Annotated in this window: 16 protein-coding genes; 8 read left to right on the top strand and 8 right to left on the bottom strand. The window is 58.3% G+C overall.

Features of this window, described 5'->3' with window-relative positions:
• Window positions 1-213: 213 nt before the first annotated feature.
• From ASC97_RS26015 to ASC97_RS25990, 6 genes are all read right to left on the bottom strand, one after another.
• Window positions 214-1,743: a sulfatase-like hydrolase/transferase gene (locus tag ASC97_RS26015; RefSeq protein ID WP_057471237.1), complete on the bottom strand. Its 1,530-nt coding sequence runs from the start codon at window positions 1,741-1,743 to the stop codon at window positions 214-216.
• Window positions 1,727-2,761: an ABC transporter ATP-binding protein gene (locus tag ASC97_RS26010; protein WP_057471236.1), complete on the bottom strand. Its 1,035-nt coding sequence runs from the start codon at window positions 2,759-2,761 to the stop codon at window positions 1,727-1,729. Before ASC97_RS26010 ends, ASC97_RS26015 begins: the two co-directional genes overlap by 17 nt.
• Window positions 2,761-3,645 carry an ABC transporter permease gene (locus tag ASC97_RS26005; RefSeq protein WP_057471235.1) on the bottom strand — a complete coding sequence of 295 codons (885 nt, stop codon included), beginning with the start codon at window positions 3,643-3,645 and terminating at the stop codon, window positions 2,761-2,763. Before ASC97_RS26005 ends, ASC97_RS26010 begins: the two co-directional genes overlap by 1 nt.
• Window positions 3,633-4,547 (bottom strand): hypothetical protein, encoded by a 915-nt coding sequence (locus tag ASC97_RS26000; RefSeq protein ID WP_057471234.1) that lies wholly within the window; start codon window positions 4,545-4,547, stop codon window positions 3,633-3,635. The genes ASC97_RS26005 and ASC97_RS26000 overlap by 13 nt, the downstream gene beginning before the upstream one ends.
• Window position 4,548: 1 nt before the next feature.
• On the bottom strand, window positions 4,549-5,793 hold the full coding sequence (locus ASC97_RS25995) for an extracellular solute-binding protein (protein ID WP_156390469.1): 1,245 nt from the start codon (window positions 5,791-5,793) through the stop codon (window positions 4,549-4,551).
• 239 nt (window positions 5,794-6,032) lie between these two features.
• A complete protein-coding gene (locus ASC97_RS25990; RefSeq protein ID WP_057471232.1) occupies window positions 6,033-6,908 on the bottom strand; it encodes a LysR family transcriptional regulator in 876 nt (291 codons plus the stop codon).
• A gap of 500 nt (window positions 6,909-7,408) precedes the next feature.
• Here ASC97_RS25990 and ASC97_RS25980 point away from each other — a divergent pair, with 500 nt between their 5' ends.
• Window positions 7,409-9,229: a methyl-accepting chemotaxis protein gene (locus ASC97_RS25980; protein WP_057471230.1), complete on the top strand. Its 1,821-nt coding sequence runs from the start codon at window positions 7,409-7,411 to the stop codon at window positions 9,227-9,229.
• Window positions 9,230-9,319: 90 nt separating this feature from the next.
• On the opposite strand, the gene ASC97_RS34310 is transcribed toward ASC97_RS25980, so the two are convergent.
• Both ASC97_RS34310 and ASC97_RS25975 read right to left on the bottom strand, forming a co-directional pair.
• The gene (locus ASC97_RS34310; RefSeq protein ID WP_156390468.1) at window positions 9,320-9,703 is read right to left on the bottom strand and encodes a hypothetical protein; all 384 of its coding nucleotides are present in this window, start codon (window positions 9,701-9,703) and stop codon (window positions 9,320-9,322) included.
• 154 nt (window positions 9,704-9,857) lie between these two features.
• Window positions 9,858-10,895 carry a LacI family DNA-binding transcriptional regulator gene (locus ASC97_RS25975; RefSeq protein WP_057471229.1) on the bottom strand — a complete coding sequence of 346 codons (1,038 nt, stop codon included), beginning with the start codon at window positions 10,893-10,895 and terminating at the stop codon, window positions 9,858-9,860.
• A gap of 282 nt (window positions 10,896-11,177) precedes the next feature.
• On the opposite strand from ASC97_RS25975, the gene ASC97_RS25970 reads away from it, so the two are divergent.
• From ASC97_RS25970 to ASC97_RS25940, 7 genes are all read left to right on the top strand, one after another.
• Entirely contained in the window at window positions 11,178-12,080 is a 903-nt protein-coding gene (locus ASC97_RS25970) for an SMP-30/gluconolactonase/LRE family protein (protein ID WP_057471228.1), read from the top strand.
• Between the two features lie 29 nt (window positions 12,081-12,109).
• Window positions 12,110-13,597: a sugar ABC transporter ATP-binding protein gene (locus ASC97_RS25965; RefSeq protein ID WP_057471238.1), complete on the top strand. Its 1,488-nt coding sequence runs from the start codon at window positions 12,110-12,112 to the stop codon at window positions 13,595-13,597.
• Between the two features lie 31 nt (window positions 13,598-13,628).
• A complete protein-coding gene (locus tag ASC97_RS25960) occupies window positions 13,629-14,651 on the top strand; it encodes an ABC transporter permease (protein WP_057471227.1) in 1,023 nt (340 codons plus the stop codon).
• Window positions 14,652-14,675: 24 nt separating this feature from the next.
• A complete protein-coding gene (locus tag ASC97_RS25955; protein WP_057471226.1) occupies window positions 14,676-15,770 on the top strand; it encodes a substrate-binding domain-containing protein in 1,095 nt (364 codons plus the stop codon).
• A 58-nt stretch (window positions 15,771-15,828) separates the two neighbouring features.
• Window positions 15,829-16,797, top strand: a complete 969-nt coding sequence (locus ASC97_RS25950; protein WP_057471225.1) for a sugar phosphate isomerase/epimerase family protein — start codon at window positions 15,829-15,831, stop codon at window positions 16,795-16,797.
• Window positions 16,784-17,815 carry a 2-hydroxyacid dehydrogenase gene (locus tag ASC97_RS25945; RefSeq protein ID WP_162246719.1) on the top strand — a complete coding sequence of 344 codons (1,032 nt, stop codon included), beginning with the start codon at window positions 16,784-16,786 and terminating at the stop codon, window positions 17,813-17,815. Before ASC97_RS25950 ends, ASC97_RS25945 begins: the two co-directional genes overlap by 14 nt.
• 282 nt (window positions 17,816-18,097) lie before the next feature.
• Window positions 18,098-18,711, top strand: a 614-nt coding sequence (locus ASC97_RS25940; protein ID WP_162246718.1) for an aldo/keto reductase, incomplete at its 3' end; no start/stop codon positions are given.

Raw genomic sequence — 18,711 nt, 5'->3', positions numbered from 1 at the left:
CTGGATCAGGCCCTTCCAGAGCGAAATTCCCACGAAAATGCAGGAGTGTGCCACACCCGGGCTCTACTTCGAGGTCACACCGACACAGGGCATCGCCGAGGCCATGAAGGCACTGTTTCTGAAGGTGATCCGGATGCCGCGCATCACCAGCTGACAGCGGGAATAAGACCCGCACCAGGAATCCTTCATCGACGATGGCAGCGCCAGGCCGTTTCAGAAGGTGCCGTACAGTCCTCCGTCCACCGCCTGGACACCGCTCAAAGTGCGGTCCTCATGCCGTATCCGCAGATCAAGGAGGCGGTCTGTTCCTTCCCGTTCGAGCGCGGCGAGGCCGGGGTCCCCGGCACGGTTCACCAGTTCGAAAGGGTCGTCCCGGAGATCGAACAGCACGGGCTCCATGCCTGCGAAGCGCACATATTTGAAGCGCTCTGTGCGCACCACATGCAGGCTGCAGCGATCGGGCAGAAGACCGAAAGCCTTTTGCGTTGAGCAGGTCTTCAGGTCGGCAAAGTCAGTGCTCCAGTGGGCGGCATCGCGCCAGCCAGATGGCGACTCCCCGCTCAGCCAGGGAAGGAGGCTCTCGCCATCTGCGTTGGGAGGAATGGACAGGCCGGTGGCCTGGAGAACCGTCGGCAGGATGTCGATCGATTGGGTGAAGGCCCGCACGAGCCGTCCGCGGCCCGCCTTGGTCGCGGGTCTCGGGTCCCGAATCATCAGCGGAATATGGGCCGACTGGTCGAAATAAGCGAGCTTTCCGAGTAGGCCGTGATCGAAGAGCTGCTCACCATGGTCACCGGACAGGATGATCAGAGTGCGGTCGTATAAGCCGGATTTCTGCAGCGCCGCAACGATCCTTCCGAACTGAAAGTCCACTTCCGCACAGAGTGCAGCGTAGATGGCACGTACCTGACGGATAACCGGTTCCGGGGCGCTTGCGACCGGGCCGGAGAGGCCGGGCACGAAACCGGAGAGATCCTGGTTCGCCAGAATATGTCGCAAAAGCGTGTGCTGTTTGGCGGCGTCCCTTGAGGGAATTGGCAGTTCCTGCGCGCCTGGATCGGCTGCGCTGAAATAGGGTTCCGCAGCAGCAAAGGGCGGATGCGGTGCGATATAGGACAGATGGGCAAAGAAAGGGGCGTCGCCCGTCACGGAGAGATGATCCAGGAAGCGGTCGGTCAGAAAGGCAGCCTCGCTGTCTTCGGCAGAAAACACCGCCGGTTCGCCGAAGCGGCACTGGCGGAAAATGCCGGCCCGGCCCCCATCGGGATCTGGAACGGCGTAGCCTTTCCGTTTTAGATGAGCGAGCCACGGACGGGCGGATTCCGTGAGGAGCAGACCTACGTCGAGACCCGCTGCCACGCCTTCGTAATCTCCGCGGGCGGGGTCGCGGACGTCCAGGTGGCGCGGGTCGGCGGTCGTATCGGTATAGCCGAACAGCCAGGGCCGATAGCCCGCGCGGCGCGCTTCTTGAAAGAGTGTCCGGTGCCGGACATCGAGTGGCGTTCCATTACGGATCGAGCGATGCTTGTGTGGATAGAGGCCGGTAACTAGCCCGGCCCGGGCGGGGCCGCAAGGATAGGCCTGGCAGTAATGCCGAGCAAAACGGGTACTATCAGTGGCAAAGGCGTCCAGCGCAGGGGTCAGAGGCTTCAGCCCCTCGACCGCTCCGGGGAGGCAATCACCGCGCCACTGGTCCGCGGTGATCAGCAGGATGTTGAGACGCTCCTCAGGCTTCGAAGACATGCACATTCTCGGGCCTGATGGTCACGCGCACGGACTGGCCGACCTCGATGTCGGCGGCATCACGGCTTGCCCAGTCGACGCGCAGGCGCACCGGCGCCTGGCCACACTCAAGGCTCAAATAGAAGCGCGTTGTTTGCCCCTGAAAGAGTTTTGCCTCGACGCGGGCAGGTTCGCCATCCGTCGCGCGAATTATGTCTTCGGCGCGCACGAAGACCCGGGCTCGCTCGAGATTGGCCGAAACCGGAACGACCAGCGCCCGACCAAGCGCAACATGACCATTATCCACCTTCAGGTCGAGCTCGTTGCGGCCACCGATGAAGCGGGCACTGAAGGCGGTGCTCGGCTTTTCATAGAGCTCGTCCGGCTTAGCGACCTGTTCGATTCCTCCCGCCCGCATCACCACCACGCGGTCGGCAACGGCAAGCGCTTCCGACTGGTCGTGGGTCACGAGAATGGCGGTCGTGCGGATCGATTGCTGGATCCGGCGGATTTCATCGCGTAGGTAGTCGCGTACCACCGCATCGAGCGCCGAAAGCGGCTCGTCGAGCAGCAGCACCTTTGGATCGGGCGCAAGCGCCCGGGCCAGGGCGGTGCGCTGTTGCTGACCGCCCGACAGCTGGTTGGGGTGATGCTCCGCCCGGTCCTCCAGGCCCACCAACACCAGTAACTCGTCCACTCGTCGAGCGACAGCCTTCGGCTGTTCGCCGCGGATTGAGAGCGGAAAGCCGATATTGTCCCGCACGGTCATGTTCGGAAACAGCGAATAAGATTGGAAAACCATCCCGATCGGCCGTTTCTGAGTCGGCATGCGGGTGACGTCCTCGCCGCCAAACAGGATGCGCCCGCTATCCGGCGTGGTTAGCCCGGCAACACAGCGCAGAAGCGTGGTCTTCCCGCAGCCTGAGCTGCCGAGAAGCGCGATGAGCTCGCTCTCCCGGACCTCAAGGTTAACGTGATCGAGCGCCCGCTTGCCGCCATAGGTCTTCACCAGATTGGATATAGTGATGGAACTGCTCATCAGTGGCCTCCCTGGCCGGAATTCGCGAGCCGCTTTGAAGCGCCGTCATTGAAGTAGACGACGCCGATCGACAGGGCGAGCGTGACGAAGAAGTTAATCGAGGTCATGACTGCGAGAATGTTGAAATCCGCATCAGCGCTCTTCAGCATGTTCAGGAGGTAGAGCTGTACGGTTTCGAAGCGGCTGCCGACCAGGATCTGCACCAGGGCGATCTCGTTGAACGAGATGCCGAAAGCCATGATTGCGCCCGAGGTGAGGCCCGGGCCAATATTCGGTAGGATGACCTTGACGATCGTGGTTCTGAGGCTGGCGCCGCAGGTACGGGAGGCTTCTGTAAGGGTTCGAACATCGGCCGCCGACATGGACCCATCTAGCGCCCAGTAGACAAAGGAAAAAGCGACCGCCATGTGCATAACAACGACAAGACCGACAGTGCCCTGTGCCCAAGGCAGATAGTCTCCCGTGATTTCCAACATGCCGAAGGCGAGAACAACCAGCGGCATGGCGAAGGGGATGGCCGCCAGTGTTTCCAGCACAGGACGGATCATTGGGTTGCGCACATGCTGCCAATAGACGGCGGGTGCGACGAGGAGGATATCGGCGAGTGCCACCCCGACGGCCAGCAGGAGCGAGCGCAGGAGAACCGTCCTGAAACGCTCGTCAGCGAAGGATTCGGCCCAGTGCGAAAGCGTGTAACCGTCCGGAAGCACATTGCTTGTCCAGCGTGTTGCCAGCGAGTAGAGCAACACCGCCATCATGGGTAGCAGGATGTAGGCCGAGACAGCGACCAGTAGAGCCTTACCGGGGACTTTGCTTAGGCGGCGCGACATGCTGAATGTCGGGGATTTCCCCGGTGCCGCCGAGGAGGTCGTCATGACAGCCATTTCGTTCCCCTTCTTACAATGATCCGGTAAAGAATGAGGCTGGCCAGAGCCAGGATCATCAAGATGACCGCAAGCACGGGCATGCGCTGGCTACCAAACAGCGACCCAAGGAGAGACCGGTTCATTTCAACGGTTATCAGCTTGGTTGCCAGCGGCGCCTCGCCGACCAGCGCGACCGGCAGACCGTAGAGACCCACAGACCATGTGAAAATCAGCAGCCAAGAGGCGAGGACGAAAGGACGGATGACAGGAAAACCGACCCTTTGCCAGAACTGCCACGCCGATGCCCCGCAGGTCTTGGCCGCTTCCTGCCACTCATCCTTGACCAGGCTCATCGCGGGCAGCGAAAACAACACGAACAGCGGCACATTTCCATAGATATAAGCAACGATAAGGCCCGAGAAGCCGTTCGCCGCTGGAGGCTGGAAATTCAGGCCGAACCGTTGCAGCGACAGTGTGATCATGCCGTAGGTGCCGAGCGCCGCGAAATAGGCAAAGCCAAGCCCGATGCCACTGAAATTGGTGGCGACGTTGAGCATGCCGAGGTGGAGAGATCGTCTGACACGCGGCATGCGCGACACGGCCCAGGCGAGCGGCGTTCCGACGATCATGGAGATCGTAGCAACGGCAAATCCGAGGAGAAGGCTGTTAACGATTGCGCGGCGCATGCCGCCGGAAGCGAGAACTGCCGCCCAGTTAGCGAGGGTGAAGCCGGCTCCTCCGGGGCCAGCAAAGCTTGCGCGGATGAGCACGACGCAGGGGAGAACCAGGGCGCACGTCGCCAGTACGATCAGGGGTATCGCCAACGACCAGTCAGCCCAAAACGAGGTAAGCGGCTGGGTGCTGGAGGCGATCTTGCTGCCCCCTCCAGCCTCGCCCGGCACAGTATGTGCTTCCGACAACTCAGCCTCCCGCGACCTGTTCTTGCCACACGCCGGCCACGGCGGCCACGTCGACGAGAGCCCAGTTGGGGATCTGCTTCACGCCGGCATAGGCGCTATCCGGTAGCCAGCCCTTGCGTGCATCGTCTGGCAATTGGAGATCGCCGAGAACCCATCGGATTGGACGGGCGCCGAACTTGGCAAAGGCGATCTGCGCCTCGTCGCTCAGGACGAAATCAAGCAGCAGCTTGCCGGCGTTCATCTTCGCTATGTTGTACTTGTTGATCATCAGCGCCGATGGCGCATAGATCGATACGTCGGGAATGATCACTTCCGCATTGACGCCTTTTTCCTTCAGCGCGGCGGCTGCGGCGAGGCAGTTGAAATCATATTTGATCTGGATTGGCACTTCACCGCGTTCCAGCGTCTGGCTGTTCTTCTGCCCGGAGGAGAATTGGGCCAGTATCTGCCGGGCGAAATCCGCGCCCGGCTTCAGGTCGATTTCGCTGCCGCCGTTGGCGTAGGCCCAAGCAATGAAAATCGCGATGTCCGTGCCCGAGGTGCCACTGGCATCCACTGAGCCGACTTTGCCCGTATATTCAGGCTTCAGCAGGTCCTGCCAAGTGCGCGGGACGTTTTTAATCACGTCGGTATTAACAACCATGGCAGGAACACCGGTGTAGGTGGCGACCCAGCCGCCGGCGCTGCCCCTCAGGCCATCCGGAAGTCTGGCGGCATTTGGCGGGATGTAGTCCGGCACAACACCGGTATCGACCGCGACGCGGCCGTAGAGAATGCCGATATCGGCAGAAATGGCGACAGGATTGTCCTTTTCCGCGTCAAACTTTGTGATTTCTTCGAGCGATCCCATGTCGGTATCGGTATGGTTCAGCTTGAAGCCATATTTCTCGGCCATTTTCTGCAGCACTTCGCCGTAATTTGCCCAGCTCTCTGGCATGCCGTAGCTGGAGAACTCGGCGGCTTCCAACCTGCCTTTTTCAATGTCTACGGGCGCGGCCCAGTCTTCTATGGACGCGGCTATCGCCCCGCGGGCCCCGCCCGCCAGATAGGTTCCGGCTGTCAACATGGCGGATCCCGCCATGAACCGCCTCCGATTGATTTCCATGCCCAACAAATTTTTGCTCATTATTTTGTTCCCTTCTTTTTTACCGTGAACGGCACCAGCGCCGTCCATTAGCGAGGGCGATGGCCGCGCAGGCATTCCGCGAGACAAAGCGGTGCTGCTTCGCGGGATGAATCCATCCACGATTCAGCGTCTGACCTCCGGCCCACCGGATCGGTCAATCACTATGCTGTCTTGCCCTCATGCCCGCGGGCCTTGCCTCGCGTTTTTGTCCCACACGCAATGCTGATCGCGTCATCCCAATGGGTGCAGGAATTATATATAAGTATTATAATTCGTGTCAAATAATTAAAAACTTCTATATACATAGATGGAATCGATAGGTCGTGGACGCGCCTCTCTGGAAAAAACTTGTCTTGCGTTTAGGGGCTTTCGAGGGCTTCGCAGATGTCGAGGAAACCGTTGACTGCCGCATGGTGGCCCGACTCCGGTAAGGTCACGAGGTAATGGCCAATATCCGACAGAGGATCGGCCAAGATAGCCATATCAACGGCTGAATCTTCTGGCAGTTCGCCTTCAATAGCGATGGAGAGACCGATGCCCGAGGCCGCCGCGGCATAGGCGACATCGTGGGTTCCCACTTCCATGACCGTCGATAATGTGATCCCGGCATTGCATGCCATGGTCTCAATGAGGCATCGGGTGGCCGAAAGGCGGTTCCAGAGCACTAGCTTCTGCCCGGCCAGGTCCTTGATACCGATCTGGCCGCTCTGCAGAGCGGAATGGCCCTTCGGACCATAGACCACGATCCGGCATCGGCGCAATTCCCGGTTTAGCAGTCGCGGATCAGGCTTGGCCTGCGATATGAAGGCGAGGTCGAGTTCACCTTTCACGACCGCTTCGGCAAGCTCAAGCGAGGGGCCGCCGCGGGTATTTATATGCATGTTGGGGTAGCGGGCGACGAAAGTCGTCAAGATTGGCATGATCAGCCGGTGGGCGCTGAACCCCAGCGAGACGCGTCCGGCCATTACCTGTTCGGGATCGGTGATTGCCCGTTCGATCTCATCGATGGAGGCAAGCGCAAGGCGGATTTTTCCAAGAATGGACTGCGCGCCGGGCGCCGGGCGGATCACATGGCCATCGCGGATGAAGATCCGCACCGAGCTCAGGCTTTCAAAGGCGCTGACCTGTGTGGAAATCGTAGGTTGGCTGACGCCAAGATCCTGGGCCGCCCGGGAGAATTGTCCGGTTCGGGCGAGTGCATCGATGGCACGAAGGTGAGCGAGACTGATGGCCATGACGATCCCGGTTGGTTCCAAGGCGGATGGACCACAGTTACGAAATCCTGCGCGACGTCGCAACAAGGGACCTACTCCGCATCAACAACCGTTGCGCCATTCGAAGCGGGATCCGGTGTTCTGCGTCCCGTTGTGCGAACCGGCGAGCGGTCGGCGATTGCGCCGTCGATCGCTGATCGTCGATTTGCGCGAAGGAAAGGCAAAGAGCTTGGTGCAAGCGACAGGAAGGCGCGATTCCTGATGCGGGAATACTTTTACAAGCATCCGATGTTGGCGCCTAAGGAGCCTTGTCGGATCATTTCGCCTCCATTTTCCCTTGAGCCGGCCTTTCACCGATTTCGGCATTTGGCCCCGCGCTAAGTTAGATGCGAGCCCACAGCTATGTGAAGTATTCATTATATGAATATATAACGTAATTTTATTATGTTTATATATTTTTAGGATCTTGACGCCAGGCTGCGCGAAACCACCGCCCGATGCGAGCGACGTCAGGAGAGACCATGCGCAGACCTTCCATCAAGATCACCCTGATTTCCATGCTGCTTGTTGTCGGATGCTCGGTGGCAGGCTCCAGCCTCACCACCCTTAAGGGTACGCGAGACCTTTATGGCGCCACCCAGACGCTGACCAACACTTGGGTTCCCGGCCTTAGGACAGCGTCGCGGTTGCAGACCGACTTCATGATGCTTCGACTGGCAATTTCCCGCGCCATTCTCGCGTCAAAGGCGGCGGGCTTGCTCGGCCAGGACGGCATTATGAAGAAGGCCGTCAGCAATGTCGCCGCCGGAATCCAGACCTATCGTGCGCTTCCTGTGACCGGGGAAGAGCGTGCCCTGCTCGCTGAGGTGGATCTTCAGTTCGGCCGCTATGCCACCGCCACACAAGAGGTGATGCAGAAGGTGAAGCTTGGCAAGAGGGATGAGGCGACAGATATTTTCAACCGCGTTTTGACGCCACAGGGCGCGCAGATGATGGACAAGCTGCAGGCGCTGGTCGAGACGAACCTGAAGGGCACTGCTGAGGCCGGTACCGAGGCTGGCCGCGTCTATGATCTGGTGCAGACGATTGCCCTTGGCATTGGCCTTCTGATCTTTTCCATCATCATTGCCGCCGCCATCTTTGCCGTTCGCGGCATTGCCAATCCGATCCTTTCGATCACGCGAAGCATGGGCATGCTGGCCGGGGGCAACACCGCCGTTGCAGTGGGATATGCCACACGCACGGACGAAATCGGCAAGATGGCCGCCGCTGTTGAGATTTTCCGCAACTCGGCGATCCGCAACCGTGAACTGGAGAAGAACACAGAAACCCAGCGCCAACAGGCAGAAAGTGACCGCCGCCTCACGCAAGAAAGGGCCGAGGCCGAGGCGGACGACCGGTTGCGGACCGCGACTAGCGGGCTGGCCGCGGGTCTGGCCAGACTGGCATCAGGTGATCTTGACTTCCAGCTCACGGAGGCGTTCGCACCTGAGTTCGAGGCGCTGCGTCGGGATTTTAACACCTCTGTGCACCAGCTCGGCGATACGCTGCAGCGGGTGTCCGGTAGCATAGGCTCGATTGAATCAGGCTCCCACGAAATGTCAGACGGGGCGATGGAGCTCTCTCGCCGCACCGAAAAGCAGGCTGCCGCCATCGAGGAGGCCGCAGCGGCGCTTGAGGAGATTACCATCAACGTGGTGTCCTCCTCGCAACGCACCGAGAAGGCACGCCTCCAGGCAAGCCAGGCCAACGAGGCCGCCCGTACCTCCGCGACCGTCGTGGCAGATGCAGTGGATGCCATGCACCGCATCGAGCGCTCCTCCTCGCAGATCACAAACATCATCGCCGTGATTGACGAAATTGCCTTCCAGACCAATCTCCTGGCCCTCAACGCCGGCGTCGAAGCCGCCCGTGCAGGCGATGCCGGAAAGGGCTTCGCGGTCGTTGCCCAGGAAGTGCGCGAGCTCGCCCAGCGGGCGGCAAGCGCCGCGAAGGAAATCAAGGGACTCATCCGCAGTTCGACGGCAGAAGTAGGTAGTGGAGTACGGCTGGTATCCGAAACGGGCAAGGCGTTGAACGTGATCGAGACCTTCGTGGCTGACGTCAACATTCATCTCGACGCAATCGCGACCGCGGCTAAGGAGCAGTCGGACGGCCTCCTCGCGGTCAGCCAAGCGGTCAACCAACTAGATCAGGCCACGCAGCAGAACGCGGCCATGGTAGAGGAATCCACCGCAGCCGCTGGACGGCTTGCCAGCGAAGCGGAAGCGCTGAAGGTGCTCGTTAGCCACTTCCGGTTGGCTGGGGACGTTTCTCCAGTTGGCTTGCGCATGGCATGCTGACCAAGCCGCGCGGCGCTCCTTCCGTGGACTGATCACAAAATTCCAACAGTGGCCAGGCTCACCAGTTGTCCGAGCCGCGGGCCTTTTAGGTCATCGCGTCGGAAAGCCATTTTTAAACTCAATTCGGATCCCGTGAGATGGTTTCGTGTCGACGTTTTCTACGTAGTGTACGGGTTGAGGCTCCAGAACGACAACAAACGGAAGGGCTTGTTCGTTGTGGCCAGGTCCGGTTGACTGCCATGCCTCACCCGTCACCCCATCAAAGTCGCGCGTATGCGCGGCATTGGTCAAAATCACCACGGATGGGAACCGGTGATGATGAACCTTGCCAGTTTCACCGGGTGCCATGCGTACTGAAAGGACCCGGATGGATTCATCTTCGTGCAAAACGATATGATTTTCTGGTGCCGCCGCCACGGCGTCGAGTGCTGGATCCCATGATGATGGATCAGAAGAATGTGAACCGTCCGACATTGCGCGCTCTCTTTATTGTGCCGCAGATATGCGGCTGCTGCAAAGAGCATAGCGAAAGCTGGGCCAGCGGCAACTGAACCTTGTGATCTTATGCTCATCATCCGTTTCCCAACACGCAGTGACCAACAACGCCATGCGGGGCTCGCCACCGCCGCTAGGTTGTTTCCCGAGCGACTATTTCGAACCCTACATCAATGCGGGCGGGGTAGGGATCCCCGGCAATGCGGGTAAGAATTGCCTCTGCGGCCAGCCGGCCGATCTCGACACGCGGGGTGCGAATAGAGCTGATCGCCGGCACCATATGCGCGCTGATGTCCAGATCGTTGAAGCCCATGATCGCCAAATCTTGCGGAATTTTGCGTCCGGCCCTCAAGGCCGCGCTGACAGCACCGACGGCAAGTTCATCGGAAGAGCAGAAAATCGCGTCGACATCGAACCCCGATGCCATGACCTGCTTCGCCGCCAGCGCCCCACTTTCGAACACGACCTTTCCGGACTGATTGATGTCGCAGACAACCGAAAGTCCGGCTTCCTTTATGACACTTACAAAGCCGTGCCGTCGTCGCTGAGCGCGATAGTCGTTATCAATATTGGAGCTAAGAAATCCAAGGCGTTTGTACCCGCGTTCGAGCAAATGATGCGCTGCCGCACGACCGGCGTCCTGATGCGACAGTCCGATATTGATATCGATTGTTTGATCTCCCAGCTCCAGCGCTTCCACAACCGGTATTTCGGCCGCCAGCAACATTGCGCGCATTGCGTCCGTATGGTCTGTGCCGGACAAAACGACACCTTCTGGTTTCCAGCCCAGAATTTTCCAGCATGCAGCCTCTTCCTCTTCCAGCGAATGCGATGCGGCAGTGACCATCACCTGATAACCCAAAGGGCTCAGCACTTCTTCAGCGCCCTGCACGATGAACCGGAAAACTCCACTGGAAACCGAGGGCAATATGAAGACGACGATTTTCGAACGATTTGAGGCCAGTCGACCGGCATATTCATTCGGCAGGTAGCCAAGGTCGCGGATGGCGGCCTGGACCCTCAGCCGCAACTTTTCCGAAACCAGATCCGGAGAGTTGATCGCTCGCGATGCAGTCATAACGCCTACACCGGCGCGTTCAGCAACCTGCTGCAAAGTGACGGTGCTACGAGTACCGATTCGCGGCTGTTTGCTTGGCTTTTTTTCCGTCATTCTCGTCCCGTGCTATATTCTTGAAAGGTAAGATATTGCGTCAAATCCTTTTGCAAGCAAGCCCTCTGCATCACGCCGGAATGAGTGATGAGGCGACCACACGTCCGTTGCGCTCGTCGACTAGCCAGCCCAAACACCTTCCAATTGAGGCCGCCGCTCTGCGCTAGGTATCTGCCTCAATCATGTCTCCTTCATATCACGATGCCCCACTTGACAAGTAAAATGGTAGCGCTACCATAGGCCCTCTGCAATTCGCTTGCAAGGGTCGGCTGGGAGGTCATCTTGTCGTTTTTTGAAGTCTATAATCCGGTTTTCCGGAGCTACGTGCTCGGGAATGCGCCGGTAAAACAACTCGCGTCCGGTTTTGCGTGGGTGGAGGGGCCGGTATGGTTTGGCGACGCTGGGTGCCTGCTGTTTTCCGATATTCCCAACAACAAGGTTCTGCGTTGGTCACCAGGCGGGGCCGGTGTTTCGACATTTCGCAGCCCCTCGAATTTTTCCAATGGCCACGCTCGCGACCGCCAGGGTCGGCTGATCAGCTGCGAGCACGGTACACGTCGCGTGACGAGGACAGAACTCGACGGCAGCATTACGGTGATTGCTGACCGTTTTGAGGGCAAGCGGCTCAATTCCCCAAACGATGTAATCGTCAAATCTGACGGCACGATCTGGTTTTCTGATCCGCACTACGGGATCATGACCGACTATGAAGGTGCGCGCGCCGAACAGGAGTTGCCCTGCAACGTCTATCGTACCGACCCGCAAACGGGCAGGATCGAAGCGGTTGTCACAGATGTCCTCGGCCCCAATGGCCTGGCATTTTCCCCCAATGAAGACCGGCTCTATCTCGCTGACACGGGTCGGATGTTCGGCGATGACCCCACTCATATCAGAGCGTTTGATTGCAGCAGTAGCGGTGTACTGCGTGGCGGCGATGTGTTGCATAGCATCGCGCCTGGAATGGCAGATGGCCTGCGTGTCGACACCGATGGCAATATCTGGTCGTCGGCCGCCGATGGTGTTCATTGTATTTCGCCCGAAGGGGAGCTGCTCGGCAAGATACTGGTGCCGGAGACAGTGTCCAATCTCTGCTTCGGTGGCCGCGCCCGCCACCAACTGTTCATCACCGCATCGACGAGCCTCTACGCCGTATCGCTAAATCGCCAAGGAGCACGTTTGCTATGAACCTCGCAATCGATCCCGTCCACGATCTGATGCACGAGCAATCCGGACTGGTGTTTTCCAATATCGAAAAATCTTTTGGCGGTACGCGAGCCCTGAAAGGCGTCTCGATGAGCGTCAGACGCGGCGAGATTGTCGCGTTGCTAGGGGAGAACGGCGCGGGAAAGTCCACTCTGATCAAAATCCTCGGCGGCATCCACACGCCGGATCTGGGCCAGGTGCGCATTGATGGAAAGCTCTATAGTCATTCCCCGGGCCGCATCAATCAGGCACAGTCTGTCGCCTTCATTCATCAGGATCTTGGTCTGATCGAATGGATGAGTGTGGCGGAAAACATGGCTCTCGCACTCGGCTACCCCCGCAAACTGGGCCTCGTGGACTGGAAAGCGGTTGACGAGGTATCGCGGGCTGCGCTGAAGACCGTGGATTGCGAGATTGATCCATCCACGCGGATTTCCGATCTCGGCCATACGGAAAAGGCGCTTGTGGCGATTGCGCGGGCGCTGGCTATTGAATGTGATTTTCTCGTACTCGACGAACCAACGGCTAGCCTGCCGGCTGATGAAGTGGAGCGCCTGTTCAGGGTCATGCGGACCATACGAGACAAGGGCGTGGGCATGATCTACGTCTCGCACCGCCTCGATGAGATCTTCCGTATTGCGGACCGCGTGGTCGTTTTGCGCGATGGCATTGTTGCCGGCACCCGCGATGTCGCCGAGACAGAACCACAGGAACTCGTCAATCTGATTGTCGGTCGCAAACCCCGCGATTTCCAGCGTCCGCAAGTCCTCCCTGGAAAACGGGTGCTGCAGCTCGACAGGCTGATGACCGGGTCGGTCGGACCGGTTGATCTGGAAATGCTGCAAGGCGAACTGGTCGGCCTGGTCGGGTTGCGTGGTGCTGGGCATGAGGAGATTGGTCGGTGTCTGTTTGGTGAAACGCCCCATGCTGGCAAAGTGGTTCTGGGCAGCGACATTCCTGACCTGTCAAATCCGCTCACGGCTGTGAAGTCGGGGGTAGGCCTGGTTGCCCGCGACCGGACTGTGGAGTCACTGGCTACAGCGCTGACCGTGCGGGAAAACATCTTCATCAATCCCATTGCGAACGGTCGAGCCATGCTTTCGTTCCGCACGCACGACAACGAGGACGACGATGCCTTGTCGCTTGGCCGTGCGCTGGGCCTGGTACCGAATGATCCCACTTTGCCGATCGAAGCCCTGTCGGGCGGAAATCAGCAAAAGGTCGTCGTCGGTCGCTGGCTGGCCACGAAGCGGAAACTGCTGATTGCCGAAGATCCGACGGCTGGTGTCGATGTTGGCGCCAAGGCTGAAATCTATGCACTGCTCTTCGAGGCCGTTGCCAAAGGAATGGCGGTTCTGGTGGTTTCAACGGATTTCGAGGAAATCGCCCATATCTGCCATCGAGCACTGGTTTTCAGCCGCGGCAAGGTGGTCGGCGAGCTCTCCGGCAGCGCTCTCACAACCGAGTCTCTGATAAGGGCGGCGTCTGCCAGCGAGTAGACCTCCTCCCATTCCTGCAAGGATACCCTCTATGCAATCTCTTCAATCTGATGCCCTCGAGCCTACTGCCGCCGAATTGCGCGGCCTGTCGCTGTCCCAGAAGGTCACACGGCTTGCCCCGGTCTACGGGCTGGTTATTCTGACAATTGCCCTGATCATCACATTTTCGCTGATGATGCCGGACACTTTTCCGACCCTGTTGAACTTCCGTTCGATTGTCGCCGACAAATCGATCATTGCGATACTGAGCTTGGCGGCAATGATCCCGATGGCCGCCGGTCGCATCGATCTGACTGTTGGTTATGGCATCGTACTTTGGCACATCCTGGCGATTTCGCTGCAGACAATGCTCGGTCTGCCGTGGCCAGTCGTTGTCCTTGTGGTCCTGGCACTTGGAGCGATCACCGGCCTGATCAATGGCCTCTTGGTGGAGGTTGCCAAGATCGACGCCTTCATCGCGACGCTTGGTACCGGAACCGTGCTTTATGCGCTGGCGCTTGCTCATACCGGAGGGCGCCAGATTATGGGTGCGCTGCCCGAGGGTTTTTACGCCATCAACAGCACCTTTCTGTTCGGTGTGCCGATAACCGGTTTCTATGTCGTGATCATCACGCTGATCTTGTGGCTGGTGCTCGAATACACGCCCGTCGGCCGGTACCTATATGCCATCGGTGCGAATGCGCGTGCAGCAACGCTGAACGGAATTCCCACCCGCAAATTTGTCATGGGAGCTTTCCTGTCATCGGGAGTGCTAACAGCCCTTGCTGGTGTGATCCTGGCTTCGAAACTGCGCATTGGCCAGGCCAGTGTGGGTCTTGAATATCTCCTGCCAGCGCTCGTCGGTGCGTTTCTTGGCTCAACAACAATTCGTCCCGGCCGCGTCAATGTCTGGGGCACCATCACTGGTGTCACCATTCTGGCGGTCGGGATTTCAGGAATTCAGCAGATTGGTGGTTCATTTTGGGTAGAGCCGATGTTCAACGGCGTGACCCTTCTCGTGGCCATTGGATTTGCTGGGTACGCGCAGCGACGCAAGGGCGCTGCACGCAAGTAATCGAAACTCTCGGGAGGAATGAAAATGCTGAGAAGAACAGTCGTATTGTCGATGCTCGCCATGTCGATATCCATGCCGGCGGCAATGGCCGACCCCATAGGAGACGCGAAGGCTTTCGTCGAAAAATTTGCGACCAAAGTTGAGAAATGGGACGGACCGACCACGGGCCCTGCCGCCAAAGCTGACCAGTCGATCGTGATCGTCGCAGGCGATCTGCGCAATGGTGGCGTCCTTGGTGCTGTAGAAGGCATGAAGGCTGCGGCAGATGGGATCGGCTGGAAGATCCGCGTTCTTGACGGGCAAGGTTCCGTTTCCGGCCGGGCCGCTGCCATGAGCCAGGCTCTTGCTACATCGCCGAATGGGATCATCATCGCAGGCGTCGATTCGGTGGAACAGAAGCAGAGTGTGGAAGCCGCCAACAAGGCTGGTATTCCCATTGTTTCCTGGCATGCCAGTTCCAAGGTCGGGCCTTTGAAGGAAGACGGCATTTTCGCCAATATCACCACGGATGCGATGCAGGTCGCCGATGCTGCTGCCTATTGGGCATTTGCCGATGCAAAGGGCAAGCCGGGCGTCGTCATTTTCACTGACTCCACCTATCAGATGGCTATCGCAAAGGCAGATCGGCTGAAAAAAGTCATTGAAGATCTTGGCGGCACAGTTCTGGAATATGTCGACACGCCAATGGCCGATACATCCACCCGTATGCCGCAACTGACATCGACGTTGCTGCAACGGTACGGAACGAAATGGACCCATTCACTGGCTGTCAATGACCTGTATTTTGACTTCATTGCCCCTTCGCTCAGTTCTGCGGGCCTGGGCGGCACCGACGCACCTGTTAACGTGTCTGCCGGTGATGGATCCGAATCCGCCTATCAGCGCATCCGCGCCAAGCAGTACCAGACCGTCACAGTGGCCGAGCCCCTGACCTTGCAAGGCTGGCAGGCAATTGACGAAATGAACAGGGCGTTGTCGGGTCAGGAATGGTCTGGCTATGTCGCGCCCCTGCATGTCGTCACCACGGCCAATATCGAATTCGATGGCGGGCCGAAAAATTCCTTCGATCCGGAAAATGGCTATCGTGAGGAGTACATGAAGGTCTGGGGCAGGAAATGAGCCTCGCCTGATCCTGGGCGGCAACGTTTGCCGCCCACTACCTCCCTAAGGATATTCCATGATCAGTCCCCATTTCCCAACCGTTGATATTGTGCCCGGTCCCGCCGAAGGAGCAATGCCCCAAAGACCGGTCTTTGCCGCCGCGATGCTGCAGTTTCCGTCATCATACAGCAACTGTGCTGACATCGCCGCAGCGACGCCAGACCAATGGTACCGGATGCTGAAACCGATCGCAGTCGAAGGGTTCAAGGCTCTGGAAATCGCCAACAGTTGGCTAAACCTGGGCAGGCTTGATGGCGGTCGCCGCAATGATCTTGCGGGTGTCCTTGCGGATCTTGATCTGACCGCGGTCGGCTGTGTGGTTGCCAACCGTTCAGTTGCCGATGTCGTGAACCGTCAATCACATCTCGATTATACCAAAGCGGTCATTACAAGTGCCGCCTATCTCGACATTCCGTTTGTTTGCGTCGGTCTGCATGGCATGAAGCCGAGCCAGCCGGGTGGGCCGTTCTGGTTCTGGAATCAAAAGCACGCCGTGCCCGATCCACAGCAATGGAACGCGACTGCCTCGGCTCTTCGACAGTTGTGCGTCTTTGCACAGGATCTGGGCGTGTCATTATCGCTGGAACTTTTCCCCAATACCTTTGCCGGCTCGACGGATGATGCCCTGCGCCTGTTCGCGGATGTCGATCGCTCCAACTTTGGGCTTAATCCCGATCTTGGCAACTTTGTGCGATTGCAGTCGGACATCATCGATTGGGAGTTGATGGCGCTGAGGTTGTTGTCAGTCACCAATTACTGGCATGTCAAGAACTATGCCTATCTGGAGCATCCCCAATCGGGCCTCAATCTCACACTTCCGGCAGGCCTCGATGCTGGTGTTATCAACTATCGCAAATTACTGACCTACGCCTTGCACAGTGGCTATTCCGGTCCTGTTGTCATCGAACATTATGGCGGTGATGGTCTCGCCGCCAGCGGCAACGGTCTGCGCTACCTCAACCGAGTGGTCGATGCACTGTCTTAACCGTCCAAATCAATCATACAGGCCTTTGCCGACTTCTAAAAAGGATCAATCACATATGCATCCGTCTTTATTCGTTTACTCTTGGCTGCCGCAAACGGTGCGCGAAGCCATCCCAACCGACATTTCAGTCGACCATCATGACTCCTCTGTGGCAGCGCTAACTCCGGAAGACTTTGGCCGCCGGCTGGCGGGCAAACACGGCGTTGTCGTCAATGGCATGGCGGTAGGGCGGCAGATGATGCAAGCAGCCGGCCCCAGCCTCAGGGTGATCGCCAATGTCGGCGTTGGCTACGACAACATCGATGTAGACGCCGCCTCGGAACTTGGCATCGTCGTTACCAATACCCCCGACATCCTGTCTGAAGCCACTGCCGATATGGGCATTGCCTTGCTATTGGCATCCGCCCGGCGCATTGCGGAAGCAGATCGTTTCATCCGCGCTGGTCTCTACACGAAAGACAAGTTCAGGCTTTTCTGGGGCGCCGAAATCAGCGGGCGCACAATCGGCATCATTGGCATGGGGCGTATTGGTCAAGCGCTAGCGCGACGGGCGAGGGGGTTCAACATGAAGGTTGTCTACAATAACCGCAAACCGGTCACCCCGGGCCTGGAGCAAAGTCTTGAGGCAAAGTGGCTGGCGTTGGACGATGTGTTCCGCGTGGCCGACTTTCTTGTGCTTTGTGTTCCGCTCAATGCCGGAACCCGGCATACTGTCAATGCCCGGACTTTGGCACTGATGAAGCCGGATGCGCATCTGATCAATATCGCGCGCGGCCCGGTTGTCGATGAACTGGCTCTCGTTGACGCCTTGCGCAAGAACACGATTGCCGGCGCAGGTCTCGATGTATTTGAGCAGGAGCCAAAACTCGCCCCTGGTCTGGTCGATCTGCCCAATGTCGTGCTGACGCCCCATATTGGTAGCGGGACGCTGCAAACGCGAACAGCAATGCTCGCATTGGCAGTTCGCAACGTCGTCTCCGTGCTGGAAGGAAACACTGCTAGCACACCAGTGAATTGATCTCAGCGTGGACGAAAGTACCCGCCTTTCCAAGCTGTTCCGGCGTAACCATGGAAGCTCGCGGCGAGCTGCAGTTTCCTACCGCCGTAGATCAGCCTCTGGCGTTTGACACTCTTCCCGCTCTTGAGCCTGCGTTCGGCTGAGGCAAGGCTGCTGCCCAGCAGGCGTGTCGTTTGGTGGTGCCATTCGGCGCCAAAAAGCAGAAACGCGACACGAAGAGCCTCATACGCCACCCAAGGTGAAGGTGGTCTAGCCAGATCTGGTTTATAAGGAGGAATTATCATGAATCCAAAATCGAAACGCAAGTTGGGAAAGAGCGGCATAGACGTCACCATAATCGGTTGCGGTGGCGGTCCGTTAGGTGAGCTTTACGCCAAGATAGACCATGATGCTGCAGTTGGAACGGTTGAAGCGGCTTACGACGGGGGTATGACACTCTTTGACACCTCGCCATTCTATGGCCATGGCATGTCAGAACATCTCATTGGGTCGGTTCTCAATCGCAAGCCCCGAAGTAGCTTCGTGTTGTCAACAAAAGTCGGCCGTTACCTTGTTCCTCCGGGTGACAAGCCTCTGGATCGAACTCCGTATGTCGGAGGCTTCGACTTCAATCACGTCTTCGACTATACGCGTGAAGGAACTCTCCGCTCCATCGATCAGAGCATGGCACGGCTCGGTATATCAAGCATCGATTGCCTGACCATTCATGACGTGGACGTATGGACACACGGGACGCGAGCAATCTACGAGGAGAAATTCAAAGAAGCGATGGAAGGCTGCTATCGCGTTCTTGATGATTTGCGCTCCCAAGGCGTTATCAAGGCTATCGGGGTTGGCCTCAATGAGGTCGATATTTGCATGGAATTTGCAGCCGCCGGTGACTTCGATTTTTTCCT

The organism is Rhizobium sp. Root1203 (genome assembly GCF_001424945.1).
Lineage (GTDB): Bacteria > Pseudomonadota > Alphaproteobacteria > Rhizobiales > Rhizobiaceae > Rhizobium.
Note: the sequence above shows the minus strand (reverse complement) of the source record. Positions and strands in the feature narration are given on the sequence as shown.

What these genes read in the sequence shown, in the direction of transcription:
- ASC97_RS25955 (WP_057471226.1), top strand. Translation starts at nt 14,676, where the DNA reads ATGCTGAGAAGAACAGTCGTATTGTCGATGCTCGCCATGTCGATATCC.
- ASC97_RS25960 (WP_057471227.1), top strand. Translation starts at nt 13,629, where the DNA reads ATGCAATCTCTTCAATCTGATGCCCTCGAGCCTACTGCCGCCGAATTG.
- ASC97_RS25975 (WP_057471229.1), bottom strand. Translation starts at nt 10,895, where the DNA reads ATGACGGAAAAAAAGCCAAGCAAACAGCCGCGAATCGGTACTCGTAGC.
- ASC97_RS25990 (WP_057471232.1), bottom strand. Translation starts at nt 6,908, where the DNA reads ATGGCCATCAGTCTCGCTCACCTTCGTGCCATCGATGCACTCGCCCGA.
- ASC97_RS26015 (WP_057471237.1), bottom strand. Translation starts at nt 1,743, where the DNA reads ATGTCTTCGAAGCCTGAGGAGCGTCTCAACATCCTGCTGATCACCGCG.
- ASC97_RS26005 (WP_057471235.1), bottom strand. Translation starts at nt 3,645, where the DNA reads ATGGCTGTCATGACGACCTCCTCGGCGGCACCGGGGAAATCCCCGACA.
- ASC97_RS25980 (WP_057471230.1), top strand. Translation starts at nt 7,409, where the DNA reads ATGCGCAGACCTTCCATCAAGATCACCCTGATTTCCATGCTGCTTGTT.
- ASC97_RS25965 (WP_057471238.1), top strand. Translation starts at nt 12,110, where the DNA reads ATGCACGAGCAATCCGGACTGGTGTTTTCCAATATCGAAAAATCTTTT.
- ASC97_RS26010 (WP_057471236.1), bottom strand. Translation starts at nt 2,761, where the DNA reads ATGAGCAGTTCCATCACTATATCCAATCTGGTGAAGACCTATGGCGGC.
- ASC97_RS34310 (WP_156390468.1), bottom strand. Translation starts at nt 9,703, where the DNA reads ATGTCGGACGGTTCACATTCTTCTGATCCATCATCATGGGATCCAGCA.
- ASC97_RS25950 (WP_057471225.1), top strand. Translation starts at nt 15,829, where the DNA reads ATGATCAGTCCCCATTTCCCAACCGTTGATATTGTGCCCGGTCCCGCC.
- ASC97_RS25945 (WP_162246719.1), top strand. Translation starts at nt 16,784, where the DNA reads ATGCACTGTCTTAACCGTCCAAATCAATCATACAGGCCTTTGCCGACT.